The sequence below is a fragment of the Janthinobacterium amylolyticum genome, assembly GCF_051380655.1.
In the GTDB taxonomy this organism is placed as follows: domain Bacteria; phylum Pseudomonadota; class Gammaproteobacteria; order Burkholderiales; family Burkholderiaceae_D; genus Janthinobacterium.
In genome coordinates this window covers 401,506-428,240 of the sequence record NZ_JBNYXL010000002.1, presented here as the reverse complement: position 1 = coordinate 428,240, position 26,735 = coordinate 401,506, and the positions used below count along the sequence as shown (strand labels likewise).

Genomic DNA, 26,735 nt, shown 5'->3' with positions numbered 1-26,735 from the left:
CCCAGGAGCAAAGGCTGGGGGCGTAGCGTCACGGTACGCCCCCGGCTTCTGCCATTCGGTGAGTCCATCAAGCCGCTACAGCGCCTGCAAATCTTCCCCGCGCATGCCCACCAGCAAGGCGCGCCCGTCCGGCATGACGCGGAATTCGCCATAGCGGGCCTTTTCCCAGCGCGCCGCCTCGCCTTCCTTGAAGAACCAGGCATCGCTGACCAGTACCCAGTTCCCATCCTTCGGCGTCAGCTCGAGCAGGAATTCGCCGGGCGCCAGCGCCTCGTTGGTGTAGGGGCGCAGCAGTTCCGCCACGCCGCGCGCATCGCGCCTGGCCACGACGAAAGGCCGGCCAGGCGCCCGCTCCACGCTGGCCAAAGTGCTCAGCACGCCCAGATTGACGAAATTGAGGCGCATGTAGTCGCCCTGCATCAGCGAGCGGGGGTCGACGGGTTCGAGCGCCACGAAGATTGCTTCTCCTTTTGCAATCAGCTGCTCTTTTTGCCAGATGCCGCCATTGGCAACCAGCAGCACCAGCAACAGTCCGCCCAGCACGCCCAGGCGCACGGCGCGGCGCTCAAGGACCATGCCCGCCGGTTTGCTTTCCACCAGGTGCAGCACGGCGCCGCGCGTGGCCAGCCACGACAGGGCGCACAGCACGGCGCCCGCTATCGCCAGCAGCGCCGCCTTGCTGGCCAGCGGCCAGGCCAGCTGGTAATAAAAGCTGCCGATGATCCACGCCGCCGCCAGCGCGGCCGCCACGGCCACGCGCGAGCGCCCGCTCGTCACGCAATACGCGAGGATCAGCAGCACGGGTCCCAGCGCCGGCATGAACCACGCCAGCACGATCAGTACCAGCGCCACGCCGATGGCGGGCAACTGGCGCAACGCGGGCCAGCGCCAGCCCGTCCAGGCGGCGGCCGCCGTGGCCAGCACCAGCGACACGCCATTCAAGGCCTGTGCATACCAGGCAAGACCCTGGTGCCGCGTCACTTCGCGTGCCACTTCGCCGGCAAAGCCACCGCCCAAGGCGCCGCCGAGCATGAAGGTCATGCCGGACCAGAAGACCAGTCCCAGCAGGATCGCCAGCACCCACCCCGTCGACAGCGATTCCAGGAAGGCGGCGACGGGCGCGCCGCGGCCATCGTTGAAGGCTTGCTTTTGCAGCCAGTGGGCGGCCAGCCACAGTGCCAGGGCCAGCATCCAGGCGAAATACAGTTCCGTGGGGTCGTTCTCGAAAATCCAGTCGCGCGTGCTATCGACGATGCCCAGCCCCAGCAAGCCGCAGGCGACCAGGCCCAGCAGCACGCGCAGCCAGTCGCGCGGCAAGGCGGCGGCCACCACCAGGCATGCCAGGCACAGCAGCAGCGACGCCGTCTGCGTGGAATAGTCGCGGTACAGCGCATAGCCGAGCAAGCCGCCGCCCACCAGCAGGCAGGGCACGGCCAGTTGCTCGACAAACAGCGCCACGCCGCGCGTACGGATCAGCAGCACGGCCACCACCAGCACGATGGCGGCCACGACATACGCGCCGGGACCGTGGCGCACGACGCTTTCCAGGCCCACGCCCAGCGCAATCATCAGGGGGATGGCGGCCAGCCAGGCGCCGAACGCCGTCATCAGCACCAGCGGCCACGGCCGTACATCCTGCACGGGACGGGCGGCGTTGGGCGGCAGCAGGCCGGCGCGCGTGGCGTCGTCGATCAGGACGGCGAGCGCATCGGCTCGTTGCGTATTGATATTGCTCATGCCGCCTCCCGGCGCGTGCGCCACAGTATGCCTTGCACGGTCAGCGCCAGCAGCACGGCGGCCAGCAAGCCCAGCACGGCCAGCGCGCCGACGCCATCGCCATGGCCGTTGAACAGCACGTGCGTCAGCCCTCCCACCAGCAAGGTGTTGATACCGAGCGCGACGGCGCTCAGGCCGAACACGTCAAAATAACGGCCGGTGGCCAGCAGGACGCCGGCGACGGCCAGCAAACCGAGACCGGCCCAGTACGGCGATTCGATCTCATTGCCGAACAGGGCACTGACGGCTGAACCCGTCACGAGGATGGTGAGCAGCACCAGTCCCAGGCGCAAGGCCCAGGTGCCCGCCCCCGTCCAGCGCGCCAGCAGGGGCGAGACCAGGGCGCAGGCCAGCAGCACGATCAGCCAGCCCGTCAGATAAACGGGCAAGTCGTCCGACTCCACGTGCCAGCTGTGGCGCGCATGGGCCTGCATCCACAGGGTGGCGCCCGTGGCCAGGATCAGCATCCATGGCGTCCACAGCACATCGCTGCGCGCCACCAGGCACAGCGGCAGCGCCAGCGCGGCCCACAGGGCGAACAGCTGCCACGGATCGGCGCCCGTCTGGTAGGTCTGGCCGAAATACGCGAACAGGCCGCCGATGGCCAGCATGGCTACCAGCAGCAGGGGCACCCTCGCCTTGGGCACGGCAAACGCGCCCAGGCACGCGGCGGCAAACACGCCTTGCAGCAGGGCAAAGCGGCCCATGCGGCCCAGTTCTTCCCAGTTGGCGGCGACCCAGAAGATCAGTCCCATGCCCAGCAGCGCGGCGCCCAGCACGGCCACGCCGCGCGGCAGCCAGTAGGCCAGGCGGGCAGGTTCGCGCTGGAAGCCGGCCACCTCCTCTAACTGCCGGGTTTGTTGGGCATCGAGCGCATGGGCCGAGGCGAGCTGGTACACGGCGAGGCGTAAATCCATCGTCTGCTTTCGTGGTGATTCTATGATGGTGAAGTAAAGGTCAACGCTCGACGCTGACGCCGCGCCAGAAGGCGACGTGGCCGGTAATTTGCTTGGCGGCATCCTTGGGCTGGGGGTAATACCAGGCCGCGTTGGCATTGGTCTGGCCATCGACGACCACGTCGTAATAGCTGGCCGTGCCCTTCCAGGGGCAAATGGTGGTGTGGCTGCTGGGACGCAGGTATTCCTGCTTCACGGCCGACGGGGGGAAATACACATTGTTTTCGACGAGCTCTACCTGCTCGTCGGTGGCTTGCGCGATGACGGCGCCGTTCCAGCTGGCTGTTGGCATTTGACTATCCTCCTGTGCGGAGTGTAGCCGAAATCAAGCGTCATGGCGCGCGCCATTGGCGCCCCGTTCAGGCGCCGCTGATGATCTGGCGCAAGGCCTGCTCAAACACTTCCGGTGGCTGGCCGCCGGAAATCAGGTGGCGCTCGTTGATGATGACGGCGGGCACCGAGTTGATGCCGTTCTGCTGATAGAAGCGTTCCTGCGCGCGCACGTCGTCGGCGTAGGCGTTCGATGCCAGCACCTCGGCCGCTTTCGCCATGTCCAGACCGACCTCGCCCGCCACTTTCAGCAGCAGCTCGTGCGACGAGGGATTTTGTCCCTGCGTGAAATAGGCGTCGAACAGCGCCATCTTGAGTGCCTTCTGGCGCCCTTCCAGCGCGGCCCAGTGCAGCAGACGGTGCGCGTCAAACGTATTGTAGATGCGGCCGCGCTTGTCCATGGCAAAGGTAAAGCCCAGCTGCTCGCCGCGCGCGCGGATCGCTTCGCGCGACTGCGCCATCTGTTCTTCGGTGGAACCATACTTGCGGGCGATGTGTTCGCCGATATCCTCGCCTTCGGGCGGCATATTGGCGTTCAGCTCGAAAGGCTGGAAATGGATCTCGGCCTGGACGGTGTCTTGCAGCTTGTCCAGCGCCTGCTCCAGCGACTTCAGGCCCACCACGCACCAGGGGCAGGAAACGTCGGAAACGAAGTCGATACGGACGGCAGTGGGAGTGGCGGGAGTAGTCGATACAGACATGGTGGCAGCCTTTGCGCGAGTCGGTGGCGGCCGCACCGCGCGGCGCCGCAAGGTTGGGGTCAGTTCCTTCGGAATCGGTATGCGCCCTATCAGGCCGCTTACCCCCGGCGGGTCCGACTCCGGTATTTTACTTCTTCTTCACGGGCGCCTTGGCCGCATCCTTCTTGCCGCCGATCTTGCTTTCTTTGCCAGAGAGCAAATTCGCAATGTTCTGGCTGTGGCGGTAGGCCAGCAGCACGCTCATGACGATGACGGCCAGCAAGATGGGATCGACGCCGAACAGCAAGCCATAGTAAAACGGCGCGAACAATGCCGCCACCAGGGCCGCCAGCGAGGAATAACGGAATGCGTAGGCAATGATCAGCCAGGTGGCCAGGGTTGCCAGGCCCAGCCATGGATTGATGCCCAGCAGCACGCCCAGGGCAGTGGCCACGCCCTTGCCGCCGACGAAGCGGAAGAACACGGGCCACAAATGGCCGAGGAAAACGGCGATGGCCACCAGGGCCACGGCCGTGTCGCCCACGCCCAGCGCGTTGGCAAAATGGTCGGCCAGGAACACGGCCAGCCAGCCCTTGGCGCCGTCGCCCAGCAGGGTCATGATGGCGGCGCCCTTGTTGCCGCTGCGCAGCACGTTAGTGGCACCGGGATTTTTCGAGCCATAGGTGCGCGGATCGGCAATGCCGTAGACCTTGCTCATTACCACGGCGAACGAAATCGAGCCGAGCAAGTAAGCGGCCACTGTCATTGCCACGGTTGTAATTACTGGATTCATTTCTTCCCTTTGTTATGTTTATTGCACCAGCATCCAGGCTGGCGCAGCAGAATATACACCAGCGCCCCGCCTACGGACAGGGCGGGGGCCGGTTTTCTTAATCCTGCAGGGCGCACTGCACCGGCTTGGCTTTCAATAAATCAATGAGTACCTGTGGCGCCAGCGAGACGAGAAAACCGCGCCGCCCGCCATTGATGTAGATGCGCGGCAAGTCCAGGATCGATTGCTCCACATACACGGGCATGGCCTTCCTGGTGCCGAACGGCGACGTGCCGCCGATCATGTAGCCGGAATGGCGCTGCGCCACTTCGGGCTTGCACGGCTCGACGGACTTGCAGCCGATTGAGCGGGCCAGGTTCTTGGTCGACACCTTGCAGTCGCCATGCATGAGCACGATCATCGGCCGCGCCGCCTCGTCCTGCATCACCAGGGTCTTGACCACTGCATGTTCGGGCACGCCGAGTTCGCGCGCCGAGACGCTGGTGCCGCCGTGCTCTTCATACGGATACGGGTGTTCTTCAAAGGAAACTTGGTGCTTGCGCAGCAACTGCGTCGCCTGGGTTTCGGAAATATGCTCTTTTTTAGCCATGCGTGATACGCTGATCGTTCAGTGAGGAGTGCTAATTATGCAGCAAGAAATCCGCTTTGCCACCTTCAATGCCTGCAACCTGGCCGCCGCCGGGGCGAAATTGTATGACAACCTGGATCCCTTGAGCCCGGCGCAATACGCGGCCAAGGCGGAGTGGACGGCGCGGCAGATCGACTTGCTGGATGCCGACGTCATCGGTTTCCAGGAAGTCTTCTCGCAAGCGGCCCTGCGCGACGTGCTGTCGCGCACGCGCCACTACCGCGAGGCCGTGCAGGCCGGCTACGATGCGATGGATGCCTCCGGGCGCATGTTGCCCACGGTGGCGCTGGTGTCGCGTTTGCCGCTGGCCGGCCCCGGTGTGGCCTTTGCGAACTTTCCTGCCGGCATAAGTTTACCCGCCGGCAGCCATGCCGCCGATGACGATGCCTGCCGCTTTGCCCGCGCGCCCCTGCATGTGCAGGTCGTCTTGCCCGGGGGAACCCTCACGGACGTGGTGGTCGTGCACTTGAAATCGCGCCGTCCCGATTACCGCCAGGGCGACGGCAGCGATGCGCTGTCGTATGCGCTGGCCAACCTGCGCTCGCTGCAGCGGCGCGGCGCGGAAGCCGTGGCCCTGCGCGTGCTGGTTAGCGAGCTGGGCCACAGCGGCCGCCCGCGCATCGTGCTGGGCGACTTCAACGATATCGCCAATGCCGTCACCACGGCCATCGTCATGGGCGCCGGCGCGCCAAGCGAAGCGGGAGCCGAGATGCGCGAGCGCCTGTTTGACGCCAACGCCATCCAGCTGCGCCAGGATGCGGCGCGCCACGCCGGCTACACGAATATCCACGACAGCGCCTACATGACGATCGACCACATCCTCGTCTCCGAACACTTCCACGCTGCCGCGCCGCGCGCCATCGGCGCGGTGCAGGAAGTGGTCTACGTCAACGACCATTTGCTGCTGGGCCTGCCGTACGCGTCCGACCATGGCCAGGTGCTGGCACGCATCAAGCTGCTGGGCAATCTGACCTGACAGGCGCTAATGCAATAGCCTGGCCAGGCTGCTGCCATCGACTTGCGCACTGGCATAGCGTCCCTGGTACTGCTGGCAGCCTTGCGCCTGCAGATACGCCAGCTGCTGCGCCGTTTCCACCCCTTCGGCGATCACCGTCAGCTGCAAGGCGCGCGCCATGGCGATGATAGTGGCGGCCACGGCTGTATCCTCAGCGGCCCCATCCGGCGCGCCCGGCAGGAAGGACGGGTCGATTTTCAGTTTATCCACGGGATAATGGCGCAAATTGGCCAGGCGCGAATAGCCGGTGCCGAAGTCGTCGATGGCCAGGCGGGCGCCCAGCGCGCGCAGCTGTGCCAGCACTTCGGCCAGGCGCGCGCCGCCCTTCATCAGCAGCGCTTCCGTCACTTCCAGTTCCAGCCAGGCGGCCGGCAAGCCCGACACCGCCAGCGCTTTCTGCACGCTGTGCAGCAAATTATTGTGCAGGCATTGCGTCGCCGACAGGTTGACGGAGACTTGCCAGGCGTGGCCCGCGTCGTGCCACGCGCGTGCGCGCAGGCAGGCGTGGCGCAGCACCCAGTTGCCGATCGACACCATCAAGCCGCACTCCTCGGCGACGGCGATGAAGCGCTCGGGTGGCAGCAAGCCCAGCTGTGGGTGGCGCCAGCGCAGCAGCGCTTCCGCGCCGATGATGGCGCCGCTGGCCACGTCGAGTTCGGGCTGGAACTCCAGCTCGAACTCATCATTGCCCAGCGCGGCGCGCAAGCCTTGCTCCAGACTGGCCCGCTCGACGATCTGCGCATGCATGTGCGCATTAAAAAACTGGAAATTATTGCGCCCGCCTTCCTTGGCGTGGTACATGGCGACATCGGCGTTGTGCAGCAGGCTGTCGATGGTCTCGCCATCGCTGGGAAAGATGGCCACGCCGATCGAGGTGGACACATGCAGCTCGTAATCGCCCAGCTGGTAGACCTGGGTCACGGCATGCAGCAGGCTGGCCGCCACGTGGGCCGCCTGGTCGATGCCGCCCACCTCGGCCAGGATGATGACGAACTCGTCGCCGCCATGGCGGCTGACCGTGTCGACGCCGCGCACGCAGCGCACCAGCCGCCGCGCCACTTCCTTGAGCAGCAAATCGCCCACGTGATGGCCCATGCTGTCATTGATGTGCTTGAAGTGATCCAGGTCCAGGTACAGGATGGCCAGCATGCTCAGCTTGCGCCGCGCGGCCGCCAGCGCCAGCGACAGCCGGTCCAGCAGCAGCACGCGGTTCGGCAAGTCGGTGAGGAAATCGTGCTCGGCCAGGTGGCGCGTGTGCTCCTCGCTTTTCTTGCGCTCGCTGATATCGCTGAGGATGGCCAGGTAATTGCTCAATTGCCCCTGCGGATCGCGGATGGCCGTCAGCGACAGCCAGGCCGGGTAGCGCTGGCCATCCTTGCGCTGCCCCAGGATATCGCCCTGCCAATAGCCATTCGCATCGACCTCTTCCCAGACGTGGGCGAAGAACGCCAGCGCGTCGGGCTCCGTGCGGTGCATGATGAACGTCTTGCCCAGCATGTCGTCCCGGCTAAAGCCGCTCAATTCGCTATACGCGGGATTCATGCTGACCACCCGTTGCTGCGCGTTCATCACGACGATGGCTTCGCGCGCGTGTTCCACCACCTGCGCCGACAGGTACAGGGCCTGCTCGGCCAGTTTGCGCGGGGAGATATCGCGGATCACGGCGTAAAACAGATAGGTATGGTCGAGCGTGACGGAGGTCAGCAGCACTTCGCCCCAGAACAATTCGCCCAGGCAGGTTTGATAGCGCCAGTCATAGCGCCAGTTGCCCTGCGCGTGGGCCTGCGCCGCCAGTTGCGTGCCGCGCGAGGAAGACAATTCGCCATCGGGCTGGCGCAGGGGCGAAAAATCGCTGAGACGGCGTCCCAGCAGGCGTGGCCGTCCCTCGCACTGAAACAGGGCGATGGCGGCCGGATTGGCTTCGGCGATATGTTCGTCGCGCAGCAGCACGATGGCGTCGGCCGATTTCTCGTACAGCTGACGGAAATTGTCTCCCATTAACAGCAGCGCACCCTGCCCTGTTCCCTCCTGGCCGCTGGCCGTCAGGTCGATATCGATGCACACCACCTGCCGCACGCGCCCGGCCTGGAGAACGGGAAACACGGTGGAACAGATGCAGCGGGGCGCCGCGCCATCGCTGCCCAGTTTCCACAGCCGCGCGCTGCGTGCCTTGCCGCTCTGCCACACAGCGGCCAGTTCGCCGGACAACTGCTCGGCCAGGGCGCCGCCAGCGGGCAGCGCGGCGGCCACCGTGGCCCACGGCTGGCCCAGTGCCAGCTCGGCCGCCACGCCATACAGACGCGCCGCCCCCGGACTCCAGTAGCGCACCAGGCCTTCGCTGTCGATGCCGCGCACGGCCATGCCGGGCGCCTGCTCCACTGCGGCAACAATGATGGAGAGCAAATCCAGCGCCTTGCCGGCCGGCCCGGTTCCAGCGTCGGCGGCAAGCAGCAGGCGGCCCGGCGACGGGGCGGCTCCGGCAATCCGATCAGACATCAGGCCCCCTCGTGGCGCGGCCGCACCGCAACCGCGAGACCATGGCCTGTCCGGTGGCGCAACCATCCCAGTCATTCTTGCGCGCCGGCGAATCGGCTTATTGAGGAAGCTCAAGCATCGTGACGCGCAGGGAAGGCATGCTGGCGCGTGCCGCACGCCATGCCTTTGGCGCCCGTTTTTTGCATTCCATCCCCGGTTTTGTGCAATCTGTCGCACGGCGATGGCAGGCGGACTTGATTCTTCATAAAGTGGCAACATGCGCATCGCCGTGAACGGCAGCAGCGGCAGGCGTGCCGTCTGCTGCCGCCACGGCGGTGCGCTACCCGAATTGCTCCCGGCCCGCCGCAGGCCGGCCGAACCGAGACCTGGCGCCGAAGCCCTGCGCCGCCTCCAGACCAAGAATCCTATGAAAAACGAGACACTGCCCCCGCCCGCCCCTTCCACCGCCCGCCGCCCGCGCCGCTGGCGCGCGCCCCTGCTGGTCCTCGTCGTGCTGGGCCTGGCCGGCGGCGGCTGGACCGTCATGCAATCGAAGCAGCAAGCGGCCAAGGCCGCGGAACAGCAGGCCAGCAAGAAGAAGGAGCAGGAAAAGACGCCCGTGCACGAGCTGGCGCAAGGCGACGTGGCGGCCATCGATGCGCGCGCGCTGGCCATCAGCCTGCCCCTGTCCGGTTCGCTGGCGCCGCTGACGCAAGCCACCATCAAGGCCAAGGTCTCGGGCGAAATCCACGCAACGACCTTGCAGGAGGGCCAGAGCGTGGCCGCCGGGCAAATCCTCGTGCGCCTGGACGCGGCCGACCAGCGCGCCCGCCTGACGCAGCAGCAAGCCATGCTCGACGAAGCCCAGGCGCGATTGTCTATGGCGGCCAAGAATGAAGCCAACAGCCAGGCCCTGCTCAAGCAAAAGTACATTTCGCAGACGGCGTACGACACGACGCAGAACTCCGTCGACCTGGCGCGCGCCAGCGTCAAATCGGCGGCCGCCATGGTCGACATCGCCCGCATCGCCCTGGCCGACACGGTGATCCGCGCGCCCATGGCCGGCATCGTCAGCAAGCGCCACGTGCAGGCCGGCGAAAAAGTGGCGCCCGACATGCCCGTCTACACCATCGTCAACCTGGCGCAGCTGACACTTGAAGCGCCCGTGCCGAGCGCGGAAATTCCCCGCATCAAGCTGGGCCAGGATGTGCACTTCAAGGTCGACGGCTTCGGCGCGCGCGATTTTAGCGGCAAGGTCACGCGCATCAACCCCACCACCGAGAGCGGCTCGCGCGCCATGCTGGTCTACATCGCCGTCGACAATGGCGATGGCGCGCTGCGCGGCGGCATGTTCGCCAAGGGCAGCATCGTCACCGAGCGATCAAGCGTGGCGCCGCTGGTGCCGTTGACGGCCGTGCGCAACGAAAAGCAGGGTCCCGTCGTGTATGCGCTGGTCAACAACAAGGTGGTCGAGCAGCCCGTCACCCTGGGCTTGCGCAACGAGGATGAAGGCTATGCGGAAGTCAAGTCGGGCCTGGTACCGGGCGCCAGGGTCATCGTCGCCAAGCTCGATGGCGTGAAGCCTGGCCACGGCGTGACGTTCGCCGCGCCCGCCGCCGCCCCTGCCGCGCCGGCGGCCGTGCTGGCACGGAAGGATTAAACCATGTGGATGACCAAAGTCAGTATTCAAAACCCCGTCTTTGCCACCATGGTCATGGTGGCGCTGGTGGTGCTGGGCATCTTCTCCTACCGGGGCCTGGGCGTGGAAAGCATGCCCAGCGTGCAGTTCCCCTTCGCAGCCATTGAAGTGAACTACCCTGGCGCCTCGCCCGAAGCGGTGGAAAACGACATCACGCGCCCCATCGAGGATGCCGTCAACACCGTCAGCGGCATCAAGACCATCCGCGCCAACTCGTGGGAAGGACGCGCCGGCGTCTACCTGGAATTCGAGCTGTCGACCAACATGGACAAGGCCATGCAGGACTTGCGCGACAAGGTGGCCCTGGTGCGCCCGCGCTTCCCGAAAGAAGCCAAGGATCCGTTCATCGCCCGCGCCGAAGGCGACAACGAGCGCCCCATCGCCACCATCGTGCTGACCTCCACCGGGCATGACCTGCGCGCGCTGTCGACCATGACGGAACAGATCATCAGCAAGCGCTTCCAGGGCGTGGCCGGCGTCGGGCAGGTCAAGCTGCGCGGCCTGCGCGCGCGCCAGATCCTCATCAGCCTCAAACCCATCGAACTCAATGCCCAGGGCATCGGCGTCGATGAAGTGATCCGCGCCATCCAGGCCACGAATACCAATTTGCCGGCCGGTTCCATCAGCCATGGCGCGGCCGAACAGCTGGTGCGCGTGGAAGGCAAGATCAAGGATGCGCGCGAATTTGGCAAGATCATCGTGGCGCGCCGCGCCATCGGCCCCGTCTACCTGGACCAGGTGGCCAGCGTCATCGACGGCGAGCAGGAAGAGCTGTCGATCTCGCGCATGAACGGCCAGCAGGCCGTGACGATGGAAATCACCAAGGTGCAGGATGCCAACGTGGTGGAGGTAGGCACCGGCATCCTGAAAGTGGCGGCCGACCTGCAGAAAAGCCTGCCGCCCGATATCACCCTGCGCGTGCTCGACGACGAATCGGAACGCGTGCAAAGCCAGCTCGATAACGTCAAGCGCACCATCATCGAGGGCGCCGTGCTGACCATGGTCATCGTCTTCCTGTTCCTGCACTCGTGGCGCTCGACCATCATCACGGGATTGACCTTGCCGATCTCCGTGCTGGCCAGCTTCATCGCCATGAAGGCCTTCGGCTTCACCCTGAACTTCCTGACCCTGATGGCGCTCTCCTTGTGCATCGGCCTCTTGATCGATGACGCCATCGTCGTGCGCGAAAATATCGTGCGCCACCTGGGCATGGGCAAGAACCACTACCAGGCGGCCAACGACGGCACCAATGAAATCGGCCTGGCCGTGATGGCCACCACCTTTGCCATCGTTGCCGTGTTCGTGCCGGTGGCCTTCATGGACGGCATCATCGGCCGCTTCTTCCTGCAGTTCGGCATCACCGTGGCCGTCGCCGTGCTGGTTTCGCTGTTCGTCAGCTTCACGCTCGACCCGATGCTGTCGTCCGTCTGGCGCGACCCAGTCAAGGACCGCTTCAAGTACGCGCCATGGCTGGGCCGTTTCATGGCCTGGATCGAGACGGGCATCGACCGCCTGCACGTGTGGTACGGCAAGGTGCTGGACGTCGCCCTGCGCTGGCGCAAGACCACCCTGGCCACGGCCGTGGCCCTGTTCGCGGCCAGCCTGATGCTCGTGCCGATGATCGGCGGCGAGATGTTCCCGGAAACGGACCAGGGCTGGGTCAACCTGCGCTTCAAGACCCCCGTCGGCTCCAGCCTCGACTACACGGATACCAAGGTGCGCCAGATCGAAACGGCCCTGAAGGAATTCCCCGAGATCGACAGCCTGGTGGCCAACGTGGGCACGCAGGACGGGCGCAACACGGCCGAGGTCAACCTGAAACTGACGGACCTCAAAAAGCACAAGCGCCGCTCGCAGCAGGAACTGGAAAAGCTGATCCGCGAACGCCTGGCGCCGATCGCCGGCATCACCCTGTCCGTTGGCCAGCGCCCCATCTTCATCGCCATTCTGGGCACGGATGAAGGCAAGCTCGATGCGGTGGCGCACACGCTGATGGACAAGATGCGCAACATCAAGGGCCTGGCCGACATGGAGTACAGCCAGGAAGGCGCCAATCCTTCCACCACCGTGAAGATCAACAACGAACTGGCCAGCGACCTGGGCTTGTCGGTGCAGCAGATCGGCGCGGCCCTGCGTCCGTTCGTGGCGGGCGACACGGTCAGCCACTGGCTGGCGTCCGACGGACAGAACTACGACGTCAACGTGCAGCTGCCGAAATCCGGCCGGCAAAAGGTGGCCGACCTGGCCGACCTGTCGCTGGCGTCGAGCAAACTCGATGCGAATGGCAAGCCGGTCATGATTCCGCTGCGCCAGGTGGTCGACTTCGTGCCGTCTTCCAGCCCGCAAGTGCTGAAGCGCCAGGCCTTGCAGCGCCGCGTCGCCATCTATGCGGGCACGCAGGGCCGCCCCGCCGGCGACGTCGACGCCGACGTGCAAAAGGCCATGCAGTCGATCGACCTGCCGCCCGGCGTGCGCTTCGACGTGGCCGGCAATGCGCAGCAGATGGCCGAAACCATGGGCGGCGCCATGATGGCGCTGGGCATCGCCGTGATCTTCATCTACCTGGTGCTGGCATCGCAGTTCGGCAGCTTTTTGCAGCCGATCGCCATCATGGTCTCGCTGCCGCTCTCCTTGATCGGCGTGCTGGCCGCCCTGCTCATCACGGGCAGTACCCTGAACATCTTCTCCGTGATCGGCTTCATCATGCTGATGGGCCTGGTGACCAAGAATGCGATTTTGCTGGTCGACTTCACCAACCAGCGCCAGCGCGAAGGCCTGGGGCAGTTCGAAGCGCTGATGGAAGCTGGCCAGGTGCGCCTGCGCCCCATCCTGATGACGACCCTGGCGATGGTCTTCGGCATGCTGCCGATGGCCATCGGCATGGGCGACGGCGGCGAATCGCAGGCGCCGATGGGCCGCGCCGTCATCGGCGGCGTCATCACCTCGACCCTGCTGACCCTGGTGGTGGTGCCCGTCGCCTACACCTACCTCGACAGCCTGGGCAAACGCGCCGCGCGCTTCTTTGGCGGCGGCGAGCATGCGCACGCCGATGCCGATGCCGCCAGCGCCACGCACTAAGCTTTTGACCGGTCGCCTTCACCGTCCCCGCATTGGCGGGGACGACGCGGCGGCTTCCTGAAGAGAGCTTCAGTTGACCAAAGCGGCCCCACTGGCTAGACTGTTCCCGTTATCAATGATACGGAGTGACTCGTGGGTGCTTGTTCCAGTGACAGTAGTCGATTGACCATCGGCGATCGGCCTTAGGCAAGACGCGCGCATTCCGCCCGCCCTGCCCATGGCAAGGTGCGGTTTTACCAGCGGCGATGTCCATTCGCCGCAATTCCCCCTCATCGTTCCACCGTTATCGTCTGCTGCCCCCTTTCGGGGCGAATTGACTTCGCCCCTGCACTCGCCTGTTCCTCCCCAGCCGGGAGAAATAATGGTGGTATTTGACTTTGCGCTGCGCGTTGCCGCGGCATTGACCCTGGGCGCCGTGATCGGCGCCGAACGCCAGCTGCGCCAGCGCATGGCGGGCCTGCGCACGAACGCGCTGGTCTCCGTCGGCGCGTCGCTGTTCGTGATGGTTTCCGTGCTCGAAGGCGATAGCGCCGGCCATATGCGCATCGCCGCGCAGGTGGTGTCGGGCATTGGATTCCTTGGCGCCGGCGTCATCATGCGCGAAGGCATGACGGTGCGCGGCCTGAACACGGCCGCCACCCTGTGGTGCTCGGCCGCCATCGGCGTGCTGTGCGGCCTGGGGTTTTCCCTGGAAGCGGCCATCGGCACGGCCTTCGTGCTGGTCGCCAACCTGGTGCTGCGCCAGCTGGCCCAGCGCATCAACACGCACGGCAGCGAGGCCGGCATCGAGACGGAAAGCATCTACCGCGTCACCGCCGTGTGCGAAGCGGAGCAGGAAGTCCAGGTGCGCAACCTGATGCTGCGCATGATCAGCGGCATGCCGGCCTTGATGCTGCAATCCTTGCACAGCGAAGATGCGGCGCAGGCCGGGCGCATCGAAGTGCGCGCCGACCTGCTCACGCCCCTGTCCAGCCTGGGTTTGCTGGAGCAGATCGTCAGCCAGGTGAGCCTGGAAGGCAGCGTCTCGGCCGTGCGCTGGGCGCTGGTCAATAACGCGGAATTTGTCGCCGAACGGGGAGTGTGATGATGAAAAAATTCTTTCACTGGTTTGCCCGGCGCGCGCCTGCCGTCGCCACCTACCGCCTGACCGTCACCTGCCCTGCGGCGCAGGCCGACCATGTGGTGCGCCTGCTGCTGGCCGAATTGCAGGGCGCTGGCCTCGCGCCGTCGCAGATCGTGCGCAGCTGGGACGAAGGCAAACGCGTCGTGCGCCTGATCGCCACGGTGCTGTGCCAGCTGGTGCAGCGCGCCGTGCTGGTGCGCTTCGTCAACCGCGCGGGCGCCTGGCCGCAGGTGCGGCAGGTGCGCTGGGAAGGCGTCACGCCGTCACTCTGAGGCGGGCAGGCGCATGGTAAACAGCGCGCCGCCGTCGGGGCGGTTGCGCGCCTCGATGCTGCCGCCATACGCGTGCACGATGGCTTGCGACAGGGCCAGGCCCAGGCCAAAGCCGGGCGCCTCGCCCGCGCGCGCCTGAGCGCCCCGGTAAAAGCGCTCGAACAGATGCGGCAAGTCTTCCACGCCGATGCCCGGCCCCGCGTCGGCCACGCCGACGGTCGCCTGCGTGCCATCGCGCGCCACGCGCACCGTGATGACGGTATCTGGCGGCGAAAACTTCACGGCGTTATCCAGCAGATTGGCCAGCACCAGGTCCACCGGGCCGGCCGCCACGCGCGCGTGCACTGCCTCACTGTCATCGAAGACGATGCGGATGCCGCGCTGCGCCGCCGCCTTGTCGAGCCGCTGCGCCGCCGCCCGCACGAGCGGATTGAGCGCGATGGTTTCCACGGCATTGCGCTCCTGGCCCACGTCCAGGCGCGTGAGCATCAGGAGTTCTTCCACCAGGGTCGTCAGCCGCTGCACTTCATCGAGGCAGGACGCCAGCGCATCGACATACTCGGCCGACTCGCGCGGGCGGCGCAGGGTAATCTCGATTTCCGTGCGCAGCCGTGACAGGGGCGAACGCAATTCGTGCGAGGCGTCGGCCGTGAAGCGGCGCTGCGCGTCGTAGCCATGTTCCAGGCGGTCCAGCATGGCGTTCAGGGTGTCGACCAGGCGGCCGATTTCGTCCGGCGTGCCCGGATGCGGCAGGCGCTGGTGCAGGCTGGCTTCGCCGATCGAGTGCGCCTGATCCACCACGTCGTCGATGGCGCCCAGCACGCGGCGCGTGAGCATCTCGCCGGCCAGGCCCACGGCCGCCAGCAAGGCCAGCGCCATGGCGCCAAACAGCACGGTGGCGGCGGCCAGCACGTGGTTGGTATCGTCGAGCGAACCGGCCACCTGCACCGCCAGGCCCGCGCCGGACGAGGGCACGGGAATCGAGACCATGCGCAGCGGCTCCTCGCCAAACTTCGGCAGGGTTTCAAAGACCGTCTCGCCGGCTGCCAGGCGCGCCAGCAGAGCCGGTGGCGCGGGCAGCTGCGCCGCTTCCAGGTTGCGGCTGCGCGCCAGCACGCGGCCTTCGCCATCGATGATCTGCACCAGGCGGTCGAGCCGCATCAGCGATGGCGGCGCCAGGCCCGGCGCCACCTCGTGCACCTGCACCGGCTGGCGCGGCGCGGCCGGCAGCATGGCCATTTCCGTCTCGCCTAGCGCCAGCAGGGCCGCATCGAGCTGGCCATGCACGGCGCGCGACAGGCCCCAGTAGCCGGCCAGGGCGGTGCAGGCGACGATGGCGAGGATCACCGCCAGGTGCACCAGCAGCAAGCGCTTGCGAAAGCTAGCCACCGTTGTTTTCCGCCAGGCGGAAGCCCCGTCCGCGCACCGTGTGTATCAGTTGCGGCAAGCCCGCCGCATCGACCTTGCCGCGCAGGTTGCGCACGTGGACGTCGATCAGGTTATCGATGCCGATCAGGTCCGCCTGCCAGATTTGCTCGGCCAGGCGCGCGCGGCTCACCACCTCGCCCGCCTGGCGCAGCAGGATCAACAGAATCGCGTATTCCTTGGGCGTGAGCACCAGCGGCGCGCCGCCGCGCGTCACCTGGTGGCTGACGGGATCGAGCGTCAGGTCGGCCAGCGCCAGCACCAGCGGACGGCTGATGTCGGAGCGGCGCAGCAGGGCGCGGATGCGCGCCAGCAGCTCCTCGAATTCAAACGGTTTGGTGAGGTAATCGTCGGCGCCCGTGTTCAGGCCCGCCACCCTGTCGGCCGTGGCGTCGCGCGCGGTGAGCATCAGCACCGGCGTCTGGATGTCGCGCGCGCGCAAGTCGCGGCAAAAGTCGATGCCCTGCTTGCCCGGCAACATCCAGTCCAGCACGATCACGTCGTAGTCGACGGCGTAGCTTTCCTCCTCGCCCTCTTCCGCGCTGTGCGCCACGTCGACCACAAAGCCTTCTTCCTGCAAGCCACGGGCCAGCAGGCGCGCCGCCTTGCGGTCGTCTTCCACCAGGAGGATTCTCATGCCTGCCCTTCGCATTTGTATCTATTTTGCCGTGTTCCCATGCCGGCATTTTACCGCGCCGCAGCGTGCGCGCACCGAACCTGAAGAATGATTCAGGCGTTCTTGGGCGCTTCTTCAGGAGCACCTTGCTATGCTTTTCCGGCGTTGTAGTGGCACCGCTCTCCTGCCGCCGCCAGCGCCCCCCCTGACCGCCCGCCTGGGCATGGCATCCACGCATGCCTCCTCACCACCAACAACAAGGAAACACGGGATGAACACGACCACCCCCAACGCCCTGGGCGCCTGCTGCGCGCTCGCCGTGGCCATCAGCTGCTCGGCCCTGGCCGGCTGCGCCAAACCGACGGCGGCGGCCACGCCATCAGCGTCTGCCCAGGCACGCCACCTGGACGACGGCAGCATCGCCGTCGACAAGATGTCGCCGCTGCGCCAGCGCCTGCACATCGCGCCCGCGCTGGAGCAGGACATCGCCACGCTGACGCAGGCGCCGGGCAGCATCGAGGCGATGCCGGAAAAGCTGGTGAAAATCACGCCGCCCCTGGCCGGGCGCATCACGCGCTTGCAGCGCGCACTGGGCGACAGCGTGAAAGCGGGCGAACCGCTGTTCACGCTCGATTCGGCGGAACTGAGTGCCGCCTACGCGGATGACAGCAAGGCGAAGTCCGCCCTGCAGCAGGCGCGCCAGGAACTCGAGCGCCAGAAAACCCTGTTCGAGGCGCAGATCGCCGCGCGCAAGGAATACGAGGCGGCGCAAACGGCATTCGAGCAAGCCCACAGCGATGCGCAAGCCAGCGCCGACAAGCTGGCGCAGTACGGCGCCGGCGTGAGCGGGACCCGCCGCGCCCGCCGCGATTATGTGCTGCGCTCGCCCATCGCCGGCACCGTAATCGCCATGGACGGCGCCCAGGGCGGCTACTGGAACGATATCAACGCCCCCGTCATGACAGTGGCCGACCTGTCCACCGTGTGGCTGTCGGCTAACGTGGCCGAGCGCGACCTGGCGCAGCTGGCGGTGGGACAAAAGGCCAGCATCGCGGTCGATGCCTGGCCGGGCAAAAGCTTCGACGGCAAGGTGGCATACGTGGGCGCCGTGCTTGATGTGGAGACGCGCACGGTGAAGGTAAGAGTGGCCATCGACAACCGGGCCGGCACCTTCAAGCCGGGCATGTTCGCCCACGCGGGCTTTGCCGGCGCCCCGCGCCGCGCCATCCTCGTGCCGGCGGCGGCCGTGCTGCAAAGCGGGCTGTCGACGCGCGTGATGGTGGAAAAAAGCCCGCTGCTGTTCGCGCCGCGCACGGTGGAAGTGGGCGCCAGCCATGGCGGGCAGGTGGAAATCGTCGCGGGACTGAAAGCCGGTGAACGCATCGTCGTCAAGGAAGGAGTGCTGCTCAATGATTGACCGTTTTATCGCCACCTGCTGCCAGCGGCGCGGCATCGTCTGGCTGGTCCTGCTGTTCGTCACCGCCTACGGCGTCTACAGCTGGAAACAGCTGCCCATCGAAGCCTATCCCGACATCGCCGACGTCACCTCGCAGATCGTCACGCAGGTGCCGGGCCTGGGCGCCGAGGAAATCGAGCAGCAGATCACCATCCCGCTCGAACGCGCCCTGCTGGGCACACCGGGCATGCATGTGCTGCGCACGCGCAGCCTGTTCGCGCTGTCCTTGATCACGGTGGTATTCGAAGATGGCAGCGACGGCTACTTCACGCGCGAGCGGCTGCAGGAGCGCCTGGCCAGCGTGAATCTGCCGTACGACGCCAAGCCGGGACTCGATCCGTATACGTCGCCGACGGGCGAGATCTACCGCTACACGCTGGAGTCGAAAACGCGCAGCCTGCGCGAACTGTCCGAGTTGCAGTTCTGGACCGTGATCCCCCGCCTGCAGCAGGTGCGCGGCGTGGCGGACGTGAGCAATTTCGGCGGCCTGACGACACAATTCATGCTGGAACTCGATCCCGCAAAACTCGACAGCTACGGCTTCTCGCTGGCACAGGTCAAGGATGCCATCAACGCCAACAACATCAGCGGCGGCGGCAGCGTCATTGACCGCGGCCAGCAATCGTACGTGGTGCGCGGCGTCGGCTTGCTGCATTCGCTCGACGACATGGGCAACGTCGTCGTCAGCAGCAAGGACGGCGTGCCCGTGCTGGTGAAGGACCTGGGCAAGCTCGCGTACGGCAACGTCGAGCGGCGCGGCATCCTCGGCAAGGACAACAATCCCGACACCATCGAAGGCATCACCCTGCTGCTGAAGGATTTCAACCCGTCCGCAGCGCTGGCGGGCATCCATGCGGCCGTGGACGATCTGAATGCCAACGTGCTGCCGAAGGATGTGCAGGTCGTGCCCTATCTGGACCGCAGTTCGCTGATCGACGCCACCCTGCACACGGTCAGTTATACCTTGGGCGAAGGCATGCTGCTCGTCGCCCTGGTGCTGCTGCTGTTCCTGGGCAGCCCGCGCGCGGCCGCCATCGTCGCGCTGACGATTCCGCTGGCCCTGCTGATCGCCTTCATCTTCATGCACCATTTCAAGATTCCCGCCAACCTGCTGTCCCTGGGCGCGATCGACTTCGGCATCCTTGTCGACGGTTCCGTGGTGGTGCTGGAAAACATACTGCGCCGCCGTGAACGCGAGCAGGAACGGCCGCTCTCCCTGCAGGACGCCATCGGCGCCACCTTGCAAGTGGCGCGCCCCATCATGTTCGGCATGGCCGTCATCATCGCCGCCTACCTGCCCCTGTTCGCCTTCCAGCGCATCGAGTACAAGCTGTTTTCGCCGATGGCGTATGCGGTGGGCGCGGCGCTGGTGGGCGCGCTGGTGGTGGCGCTGGTACTGATACCTGGCCTGGCCTGGCTGGCCTTCCGCAAGCCGCGCCGCATGCCGCACAACCGCGTGCTCGATCAGCTGGCGGGCGCGTACGGCCGCTTCCTCGAGCGCATGGTGGGCAGGAAGCGCTGGGTGGCGATGGTGTGCGCAGGATCGCTCGCAGCGCTTGCCATCCTGGGCGCCGGCATCGGCCGCGATTTCCTGCCCTACCTCGATGAAGGTTCGCTGTGGCTGCAGGTGCAGATGCCGCCCGGGATCACCCTGGACAAGGCGTCCGAAATGGCCAGCGAATTGCGCCGCGCCGCGCTGGAATTTCCGGAAGTGTCGACCATCGTCACGCAGACGGGCCGCAACGACGATGGCACCGATTACTGGACACCGTCGCACATCGAGGCCAGCGTGGGCCTGCATCCGTACAAAAGCTGGAAGTCTGGCATGAGCAAGCAGCAGCTGATCGCCAAAATGAACGAGCGCTTCGCCCGCATGCCCGGTTTCACAGTGGCCTTCATGCAGCCGATGATCGACGGCGTGCAGGATAAATTGTCGGGCGCGCACAGCGACCTGACGGTGAAAATCTTCGGCAACGACCTCGATGAAGTGCGGCGCATCGCCGGCAAGGTAGCCAATGTCCTGAAGACTGTCCCGGGCGCTTCCGACGTGGCCGTGGACGTCGAGCCGCCGCTGCCCAACCTGAAGGTGGAACTGGACCGCGCCAAGGCGGCCCGTTACGGCATCAATGCGGCCGACGTGGCCGACCTGATTTCCACCGGCATCGGCGGCGCGCCCATCGGCCAGGTCTACGTGGGCGAGAAAAGCTACGACATCGCCGTGCGCTTCCCGCCGGCCGTGCGTTCCAGCCCCGACGCCATCGCCAGCCTGATGCTGACCGCCGCGAATGGCGCCCAGGTACCGCTGGCGCAAGTAGCCAGCATCAGCACCACCTCGGGCGAGAGCGTGATCGTGCGCGAGATGGGACGGCGCCACATCATCGTGCGCCTGAACGCCCGTGGGCGTGACCTGGCCGGTTTCCTGGCTGAGGCGCGTCCGCTGGTGGCGCAAGCCGTGGCAGATGAACACCAGCGCATCACCGTCGAGTGGGGCGGCCAGTTCGAGAACCTGCAGCGCGCGCAAAGCCGTTTGGCCCTGATCCTGCCCATGACGCTGGGCGCCATGTTTTTGCTGCTGTTTTGCCAGTTCCGCAACCTGCGCCAGCCTGCGCTGGTCTTGCTGGCCGTGCCGCTGGCCATGCTGGGCGGCCTGGCCGCGCTGCACCTGCGCGGCATGACCCTGAACGTGTCGAGCGCCGTCGGCTTCATCGCCCTGTTCGGCGTGGCCGTGCTCAATGCCGTGCTGATGCTGGCGCAGATCAACCGCCTGCGCAGCGACGAAGGGAAAGGCCTGCGCGAGGCCGTGCTGGAAGGCGCGCGCGACCGCATGCGTCCCGTGCTGATGACGGCCACCGTGGCCGCCCTGGGCCTGACGCCGGCCATGCTGGCGACAGGCCTGGGCAGCGACGTGCAGCGCCCGCTGGCCACCGTGGTGGTGGGCGGCCTGGTGACGGCGACGGCATTGACCCTGCTGCTGTTGCCGGCCCTGTATTACCTGATCGAGGCGCACCTGCAAAAACGCCAGAAGCATACCGAAGGAGAAACCCATGACACGTTGTAATGTACTGCTGGCGGCCTGGCTGATCGCGCCCGGCGCCCTTGCCACTCCGTTGAGCTTTGACACCTATCTGTCCGCCGTGGAAAGCCACAGCCTGGAACTGCAGGCGCAGCAGCAAGGCGTCGTCTCGGCCAGGGCCGGCATCGGCATGGCCGGCCTGCGCCCCGATCCGGAATTCACCTTGGGCGCCGCGCGCGAAACCGTGCACGCGCTGCCGCACCGTCCCGTCACGTGGACGCCGGCACTCAGCATGGCCATCGAGACGGGCGGCAAGCGCGCCGCGCGCATCAAGGCGGCGCACAGCAATGTCGTGCTGGCAGAGGAAACGGTGGCCGGCTTCAGGAACGATCTGTATGCGGCGGCGGCGGCGGCGTTCACCGAAGCGTGCCGCACGCGCGACGTCGTGGCGCGCAAGGAGCAGACCATGGCGGCCCTGTCAAAAGTGGTGGAAGCAAATGGCGTGCGCCTGAAGGCGGGCGACGTGGGCGGCATCGAACTGCTGCAGTCGCGCGTGGAGCGCGACCAGTTCCAGGCCGAGCTGGCACAGGCGCGCAGCGAGGCCGACAGCGCCATGCTGGAGCTGTCGCCGCCCCTGGGGCGCCAACTCGACAGCCTGTTCCCGCAGGCGCAGCTGGCCTGCGACTTCGCCGCGTACGCAGGCTCGGACAAGGACGCCAGCGTGCTGGTGCCGCAGGCGCTCAACGCCCGCAGCGACGTGCGCATCGCCCGCGCCGCCCTGGACAACTTGCGCGATGGCGCGGCGCTGGTGCGCGCCAACCGCGCCGTCGATCCGACGGTAACGGTAGGCCTGTCGGCGGCGCGCGGCTACCGCGATGGCATCGACGGCAATGGCGATGCGGTCGATGGTGCGCCCCGTTCGCGCGCGCTGTCCGTCTCGCTGGCCATTCCCATCCCCCTGTCGCGGCGCGACAACGGTGACGTGGTGCAGGCGGAAGCAGGCGTGACGCAGGCCATGCTGGCCTTGCGCCAGGCGGAACTGGCGGCGGAAACGCAGGTGCGCACGGCGCAGCGGCAATCGCGCTCGGCGCAGGAACGGCTGGCGCGCTACCGCGACGGCGTGCTGCTCGACGCGCAGAAGGTCGTCGATGGCATGCGCCTGTCCTACTTCAACGGCAATGCTTCGCTGCTGGAATGGCTGGCGGCGCAGCGCTCGGCCGACGACGCGTATCAAGGCTATCTGCAGGCGTGCGCCGATGCCGCCATCGCCAGCACGCAGCTGCAACTGGCCATCGGCCAACGGCCAAGCTTGTAGCGGGGGGAAGAGAGAACGAGGCGATACCGGTGCGGCAATACCGCACCGGTCATCAGGAACGGAGAATTACTGCGGCTGGGCGGGAGCGTCGCCTTCGGCGGCCGGATCGGCGTCGACGTCGACGTCGACGTCGACGTCGGCATCGTCCGCTTCAGGCTCGTCACCTTCGCTGCCATCGGCCGGCTTCGGATTGTTTTTCGCTTCCAGCTTGCGCCTGGCTTTTTCCTCGGCTTTCTTCTTCTTTTCCAGCTCTTTTTGCCGTTTTTCGTATTGGAAATTTGTCTTGGCCATTTACTACCTCTTTAGTTTTTTATTGTTACAGATAACCGCATAAGGCACATTATGACGCAGTTGGGCGAAACGCAAAGTTTTTAGCCACGGGGATGGTGCCGCGCATGCAGCAGTTTCAGCCGCTCACGGGCCACGTGGGTGTAGATCTGCGTGGTGGAAATATCGGAGTGCCCCAGCAACAATTGCACGACGCGCAAGTCCGCGCCATGGTTCAGCAAGTGCGTGGCAAACGCGTGGCGCAGGGTATGCGGCGACAAGGGCGCCGTGATGCCCGCGTGCAGCGCGTGCTTCTTGATGATGACCCAGAACATCTGCCGCGTCATCGCGCCACCGCGCCGCGTAACGAATAGCGCATCGTCCATCTGCCCGTCGAGGATCACGCCGCGCGCTTCCTTCAGGTAGCGCTCGATCCACAGCCGAGCCTGCTCTCCGAACGGCACCAGGCGCGTCTTGCTGCCCTTGCCCGTGATGCGCAGCACGCCATCGTTGAGGCTCAGCTCCACCGATTGCAAGTCCACCAGTTCCGACACGCGCAAGCCGCTCGCATACATCAGTTCAAGCATGGTGCGTTCGCGCAGGCCCAGCGGCGTGCTGACGTCGGGCGCCGCCAGCAAGGCTTCCACCTGCGCCTCGCTCAAGGTATGCACGAAGCGCGCCGGCTGCTTGGCCGAGACCATCTTCAGGCACGGGTCGGCGGCAATGTGCTTGTGCCGCAGGGCCAGCTGGTAAAACCGCTTGAGCACGGACAGGCGCCGGTTCGACGACGTCGCCTTGCTTTCGTCGTGGCGGGCCGCGAAATACGCTTCGATATCGGCCGTGGACACTTCGTACAGGCCCTCGCGCCCGGGACGCGCCACTTCCAGCCAGCGAGAAAACAAACGCATGTCGCGCCGGTAGGCATCGAGCGAATTTTTCGACAGGCCGTCTTCCAGCCACAGGCTGTCGCAGAATTCATCGATCAGGGTGGCGTTGTCGGGCGCCAGCAGGCTGTTCATCATGCGTATCCCCCCGCGCCTTCATGCGCCAGCAGCCAGCGCTTCACGCCCAGGTGAAATCCGTCCGCGTCGTCGTGGTGGGAAAATCCGCCCAGGCCGCCAGCGGCCGTGACCCGGTGGCACGGTATCACCAGCGGAAACCAGTTGGCACCGCAGGCCTGGCCCACGGCGCGCGGCGCCGAGCCAATGAAGCGCGCCACGTCGCCGTAGGTGCGCACCTGGCCGCGCGGGATCTGCGCGATGGCGGCCCAGACCTTTTGCTGGTAGACGCTGCCGATCTCGGCCAGGGGCAGGTCGAAGAGCGCATCGGGGTCGTCAAAATAGCGTGCCAGCTGCACGCAAGCCTGTGCCGACACGGCATCCTGCGCGTCCTTTTCCAGGAAGTGCGGCGGCAGGTAAACCAGCTCGCGCAGCAGACCATGTTCCGTGCGCACGCCCATGGCGCCAAAGGGCGCGGCCACGATGGCCGTGAACAGCTCGCTGCCTTGTTGTTTTTTCATCTGCTAATCAAAGGTCAAGTGTGGCAAATATACAACCGGATGCACCAAAACGGACATGCCGTGACGATTATGCACCGTCTTTCCCCCTACCGGCGGCCATGTCGCGGGACGAAAAAAAAGCGCACCAGTCGGTGCGCTTCAAATATTGCTTCACGTTCCCGGTCGTTTGGGTCCGCCGGTGCCGGCTTGTGGCCGCAGACAGCTATGACTCAACAACTTCTGTGAAACGTGTGTCTCCTCAATATATCCCCGGTATCAATACCGTTTTTATGGACCACTCCCCCACCAACCTGATAACCAATTCTGTACCGCGGCCTTGCTACCAGGGCGCATATGCTTATACGTGTTTCCCCGTAAGGCCGCCCATCATAGCGCATTTATTCGGCCGGATCGACTTTTTTTGCACCATGACGGGGACAGTTACTTTAGTTGTAAATTAAATTTGGCAGCCACAGCGAGATTTGTGGTACGTAGGTAATCAAGCCCAGGAAGGCCAGCATCGTCAGCAGCCACGGCATCACGGCCACGGTCAGTTCGGAAATGCCCATCTTCGTGATGCCGGACGCCACATACAGGTTCAAGCCCACGGGCGGATGGCACATGCCCACCTCCATGTTGACCACGATCAGGATGCCGAAGTGCACGGGATCGATGCCCAGCTTCATGGCAACGGGGAACAGAATCGGCGCCATGATCAGCACGATGGACGACGGTTCCATCACGTTACCAGCCAACAACAGCAGCACGTTGACCACCAGCAAGAAACTGATCACGCCCAGGCCCTTGCCCGTGATCCATTCGGCCATGGCCTGCGGAATGTTTTCACTGGTCATCAGGAACGAGAACAGCACGGCATTCGTGATGATGTACAGCAGCATCGCCGACATGGCGGCCGAGTCCAGCAAGACCTTGCCCACCTGCTTGATCTTCAAGTCCTTGTAGACGAAGACGGCGATGATGAAGGCGTACACGGCAGCCATGGCGGCCGCTTCCGTCGGCGTGAAGGCGCCCGAATAGATGCCGCCCATGACGATGACGATCAGCAGCAGGCCCCAGGCGCTCTTCTTGAAGGTGACGAAGCGTTCGCCCCAGCTGGCCTTTTTCATGCGCGGATAGTTGTGCTTGCGCGCCAAAAACCACGTCGTCAGGCCCAGCAGCATGGCCAGCATCATGCCGGGAATCACGCCCGCCATGAACAGCTTGCCCACGGAAGTGTTCGTGCTGACGGAATACATCACCATCACGATCGATGGCGGTATCAAAATGCCCAGCGCGCCCGAGGTGGTGATGACGCCGGCACCGAAGCCGCGCGGATAGCCCTGCTTGACCATGGCCGGCAGGATGATGGAACCGATCGCCACCACGGTGGCGGGACTGGAGCCGGAGACGGCGGCAAACAGCGCGCAGGCCATCACGCCTGCCAGCGCCAGGCCGCCATGCCAGTGGCCCACCATCGAGCTGGCGAAGTTGATCATGCGCCGCGCCACCCCGCCATGCGTGAGGAAGTTACCCGCCAAAATGAAGAACGGGATGGCCATGATCTCGAACTTTTCGATGCCCGTGAAAATCTTCAGGGCCACCGATTCGATGGGCACGCTGGTCATGGTAAACAGGAACGTGAGTACCGTCAGGCCCAGCGAAATGGAAATCGGCATGCCGGTCAGCATCAGCGCCAGCAGCAATACAAAAATAATCAGCGCATTCATGCCTTGGCTCCTTTTTCTTCCGCCGTCAATTCATCTTCCAGCCCCTCGACGTGCGAGTGGTCGTGTTTCGGCAAGGCGCCCGTCTTGATGAAATGCACCATCACCTGCAGGAAGCGGAAGCACATCAGGTAGGAACCGAGCGGCACGGCCAGGTACACCAGCCACATCGGCACTTCCATGTCGGCCGAGGTCTGGTCCGTGTGGCCGATCGACCACACGAAGCTGGCGCCCAAGGTCCCCACGATGCCCGTAAACAGGGCGCCGGCGGCCAGGCCGAAGACGATGAAACGGTCGCGCCAGCGCGGGTTCATGCGGTTGATCAGCACATCGACGCCCACGTGGATGCCCGTGCGCACGCCATACGCGGCGCCGAACTTGGCCATCCAGACGAACATGTAGATGCACAGTTCCTGGGCCCAGCTGGTATTGATTTGTATCAGGAAGTCTTGCAGGCCCGGTATCGGCAAGCCTGCCAGGTAGCGGTGCACGACCGCAACGAAGATGATGACGGTGGCCGCGCCCATCAGGGTCGCGATCAGCCACTCTTCCAGGTGATCCAGAAATTTCATGGTGGACTTTCAAAGAATGCGGGT

At 65.5% G+C, this 26,735-nt stretch carries 22 protein-coding genes; 8 read left to right on the top strand and 14 right to left on the bottom strand.

Going from position 1 to position 26,735, the window contains the following annotated elements; genetic code table 11:
- Positions 1–75: 75 nt before the first annotated feature.
- The 6 genes from ACQ4WR_RS05500 to ybaK all read right to left on the bottom strand — a co-directional run bounded on the left by ACQ4WR_RS05500 (position 76) and on the right by ybaK (position 5,124).
- Positions 76–1,737 (bottom strand): GDYXXLXY domain-containing protein, encoded by a 1,662-nt coding sequence (locus ACQ4WR_RS05500; RefSeq protein ID WP_436485810.1) that lies wholly within the window; start codon positions 1,735–1,737, stop codon positions 76–78.
- A complete protein-coding gene (locus ACQ4WR_RS05495; RefSeq protein ID WP_436485808.1) occupies positions 1,734–2,693 on the bottom strand; it encodes a DUF2157 domain-containing protein in 960 nt (319 codons plus the stop codon). The genes ACQ4WR_RS05500 and ACQ4WR_RS05495 overlap by 4 nt, the downstream gene beginning before the upstream one ends.
- A gap of 40 nt (positions 2,694–2,733) precedes the next feature.
- Positions 2,734–3,024 carry a DUF427 domain-containing protein gene (locus ACQ4WR_RS05490; protein WP_436485806.1) on the bottom strand — a complete coding sequence of 97 codons (291 nt, stop codon included), beginning with the start codon at positions 3,022–3,024 and terminating at the stop codon, positions 2,734–2,736.
- A gap of 67 nt (positions 3,025–3,091) precedes the next feature.
- Positions 3,092–3,763 (bottom strand): DsbA family oxidoreductase, encoded by a 672-nt coding sequence (locus ACQ4WR_RS05485; protein WP_436485804.1) that lies wholly within the window; start codon positions 3,761–3,763, stop codon positions 3,092–3,094.
- Between the two features lie 127 nt (positions 3,764–3,890).
- Positions 3,891–4,535 carry a glycerol-3-phosphate 1-O-acyltransferase PlsY gene (gene plsY / locus ACQ4WR_RS05480; protein WP_436485802.1) on the bottom strand — a complete coding sequence of 215 codons (645 nt, stop codon included), beginning with the start codon at positions 4,533–4,535 and terminating at the stop codon, positions 3,891–3,893.
- 97 nt (positions 4,536–4,632) lie between these two features.
- Positions 4,633–5,124: a Cys-tRNA(Pro) deacylase gene (ybaK, locus tag ACQ4WR_RS05475; protein WP_436485800.1), complete on the bottom strand. Its 492-nt coding sequence runs from the start codon at positions 5,122–5,124 to the stop codon at positions 4,633–4,635.
- Between the two features lie 37 nt (positions 5,125–5,161).
- Between ybaK and ACQ4WR_RS05470 the strand changes: the two genes are divergently transcribed.
- The gene (locus ACQ4WR_RS05470; protein ID WP_436485799.1) at positions 5,162–6,139 is read left to right on the top strand and encodes an endonuclease/exonuclease/phosphatase family protein; all 978 of its coding nucleotides are present in this window, start codon (positions 5,162–5,164) and stop codon (positions 6,137–6,139) included.
- A 6-nt stretch (positions 6,140–6,145) separates the two neighbouring features.
- On the opposite strand, the gene ACQ4WR_RS05465 is transcribed toward ACQ4WR_RS05470, so the two are convergent.
- Entirely contained in the window at positions 6,146–8,674 is a 2,529-nt protein-coding gene (locus tag ACQ4WR_RS05465) for a sensor domain-containing protein (protein ID WP_436485797.1), read from the bottom strand.
- Between the two features lie 406 nt (positions 8,675–9,080).
- On the opposite strand from ACQ4WR_RS05465, the gene ACQ4WR_RS05460 reads away from it, so the two are divergent.
- The 4 genes from ACQ4WR_RS05460 (at position 9,081) to ACQ4WR_RS05445 (ending at position 14,825) form a co-directional block, all read left to right on the top strand.
- The gene (locus ACQ4WR_RS05460) at positions 9,081–10,313 is read left to right on the top strand and encodes an efflux RND transporter periplasmic adaptor subunit (RefSeq protein WP_102293606.1); all 1,233 of its coding nucleotides are present in this window, start codon (positions 9,081–9,083) and stop codon (positions 10,311–10,313) included.
- 3 nt (positions 10,314–10,316) lie between these two features.
- Entirely contained in the window at positions 10,317–13,430 is a 3,114-nt protein-coding gene (locus tag ACQ4WR_RS05455) for an efflux RND transporter permease subunit (RefSeq protein ID WP_436485795.1), read from the top strand.
- A gap of 364 nt (positions 13,431–13,794) precedes the next feature.
- Positions 13,795–14,514: an MgtC/SapB family protein gene (locus ACQ4WR_RS05450; RefSeq protein WP_436486110.1), complete on the top strand. Its 720-nt coding sequence runs from the start codon at positions 13,795–13,797 to the stop codon at positions 14,512–14,514.
- Positions 14,514–14,825: a hypothetical protein gene (locus tag ACQ4WR_RS05445; protein WP_436485794.1), complete on the top strand. Its 312-nt coding sequence runs from the start codon at positions 14,514–14,516 to the stop codon at positions 14,823–14,825. The genes ACQ4WR_RS05450 and ACQ4WR_RS05445 overlap by 1 nt, the downstream gene beginning before the upstream one ends.
- On the opposite strand, the gene ACQ4WR_RS05440 is transcribed toward ACQ4WR_RS05445, so the two are convergent.
- Complete coding sequence (locus ACQ4WR_RS05440; protein WP_436485792.1) at positions 14,817–16,214, bottom strand: sensor histidine kinase; 1,398 nt, start codon at positions 16,212–16,214, stop codon at positions 14,817–14,819. The two genes, ACQ4WR_RS05445 and ACQ4WR_RS05440, sit on opposite strands and share 9 nt — an antisense overlap.
- Entirely contained in the window at positions 16,207–16,887 is a 681-nt protein-coding gene (locus ACQ4WR_RS05435) for a response regulator transcription factor (protein ID WP_436485791.1), read from the bottom strand. Before ACQ4WR_RS05435 ends, ACQ4WR_RS05440 begins: the two co-directional genes overlap by 8 nt.
- 250 nt (positions 16,888–17,137) lie before the next feature.
- On the opposite strand from ACQ4WR_RS05435, the gene ACQ4WR_RS05430 reads away from it, so the two are divergent.
- From ACQ4WR_RS05430 to ACQ4WR_RS05420, 3 genes are read left to right on the top strand one after another with little or no spacing between them, the layout of a single operon-like run.
- Positions 17,138–18,283, top strand: coding sequence for an efflux RND transporter periplasmic adaptor subunit (locus ACQ4WR_RS05430; RefSeq protein ID WP_436485789.1), 1,146 nt, complete (start codon positions 17,138–17,140; stop codon positions 18,281–18,283).
- Positions 18,276–21,380, top strand: coding sequence for an efflux RND transporter permease subunit (locus ACQ4WR_RS05425; protein ID WP_436485787.1), 3,105 nt, complete (start codon positions 18,276–18,278; stop codon positions 21,378–21,380). Before ACQ4WR_RS05430 ends, ACQ4WR_RS05425 begins: the two co-directional genes overlap by 8 nt.
- A complete protein-coding gene (locus ACQ4WR_RS05420) occupies positions 21,367–22,650 on the top strand; it encodes a TolC family protein (protein WP_436485785.1) in 1,284 nt (427 codons plus the stop codon). Before ACQ4WR_RS05425 ends, ACQ4WR_RS05420 begins: the two co-directional genes overlap by 14 nt.
- Positions 22,651–22,716: 66 nt before the next feature.
- Here the strand turns inward: ACQ4WR_RS05420 and ACQ4WR_RS05415 are convergent, their stop codons facing one another.
- The 5 genes from ACQ4WR_RS05415 to ACQ4WR_RS05395 form a co-directional block, all read right to left on the bottom strand.
- A complete protein-coding gene (locus ACQ4WR_RS05415; RefSeq protein WP_436485783.1) occupies positions 22,717–22,941 on the bottom strand; it encodes a hypothetical protein in 225 nt (74 codons plus the stop codon).
- A gap of 80 nt (positions 22,942–23,021) precedes the next feature.
- Positions 23,022–23,939, bottom strand: a complete 918-nt coding sequence (gene xerD / locus ACQ4WR_RS05410; protein ID WP_436485781.1) for a site-specific tyrosine recombinase XerD — start codon at positions 23,937–23,939, stop codon at positions 23,022–23,024.
- Positions 23,936–24,436: a methylated-DNA--[protein]-cysteine S-methyltransferase gene (locus ACQ4WR_RS05405; protein ID WP_436485779.1), complete on the bottom strand. Its 501-nt coding sequence runs from the start codon at positions 24,434–24,436 to the stop codon at positions 23,936–23,938. Before ACQ4WR_RS05405 ends, xerD begins: the two co-directional genes overlap by 4 nt.
- A 425-nt stretch (positions 24,437–24,861) precedes the next feature.
- Positions 24,862–26,142 carry a TRAP transporter large permease gene (locus tag ACQ4WR_RS05400; protein ID WP_034746868.1) on the bottom strand — a complete coding sequence of 427 codons (1,281 nt, stop codon included), beginning with the start codon at positions 26,140–26,142 and terminating at the stop codon, positions 24,862–24,864.
- Complete coding sequence (locus tag ACQ4WR_RS05395; RefSeq protein ID WP_436485777.1) at positions 26,139–26,711, bottom strand: TRAP transporter small permease; 573 nt, start codon at positions 26,709–26,711, stop codon at positions 26,139–26,141. The genes ACQ4WR_RS05400 and ACQ4WR_RS05395 overlap by 4 nt, the downstream gene beginning before the upstream one ends.
- Between the last annotated feature and the right edge of the window lie 24 nt (positions 26,712–26,735).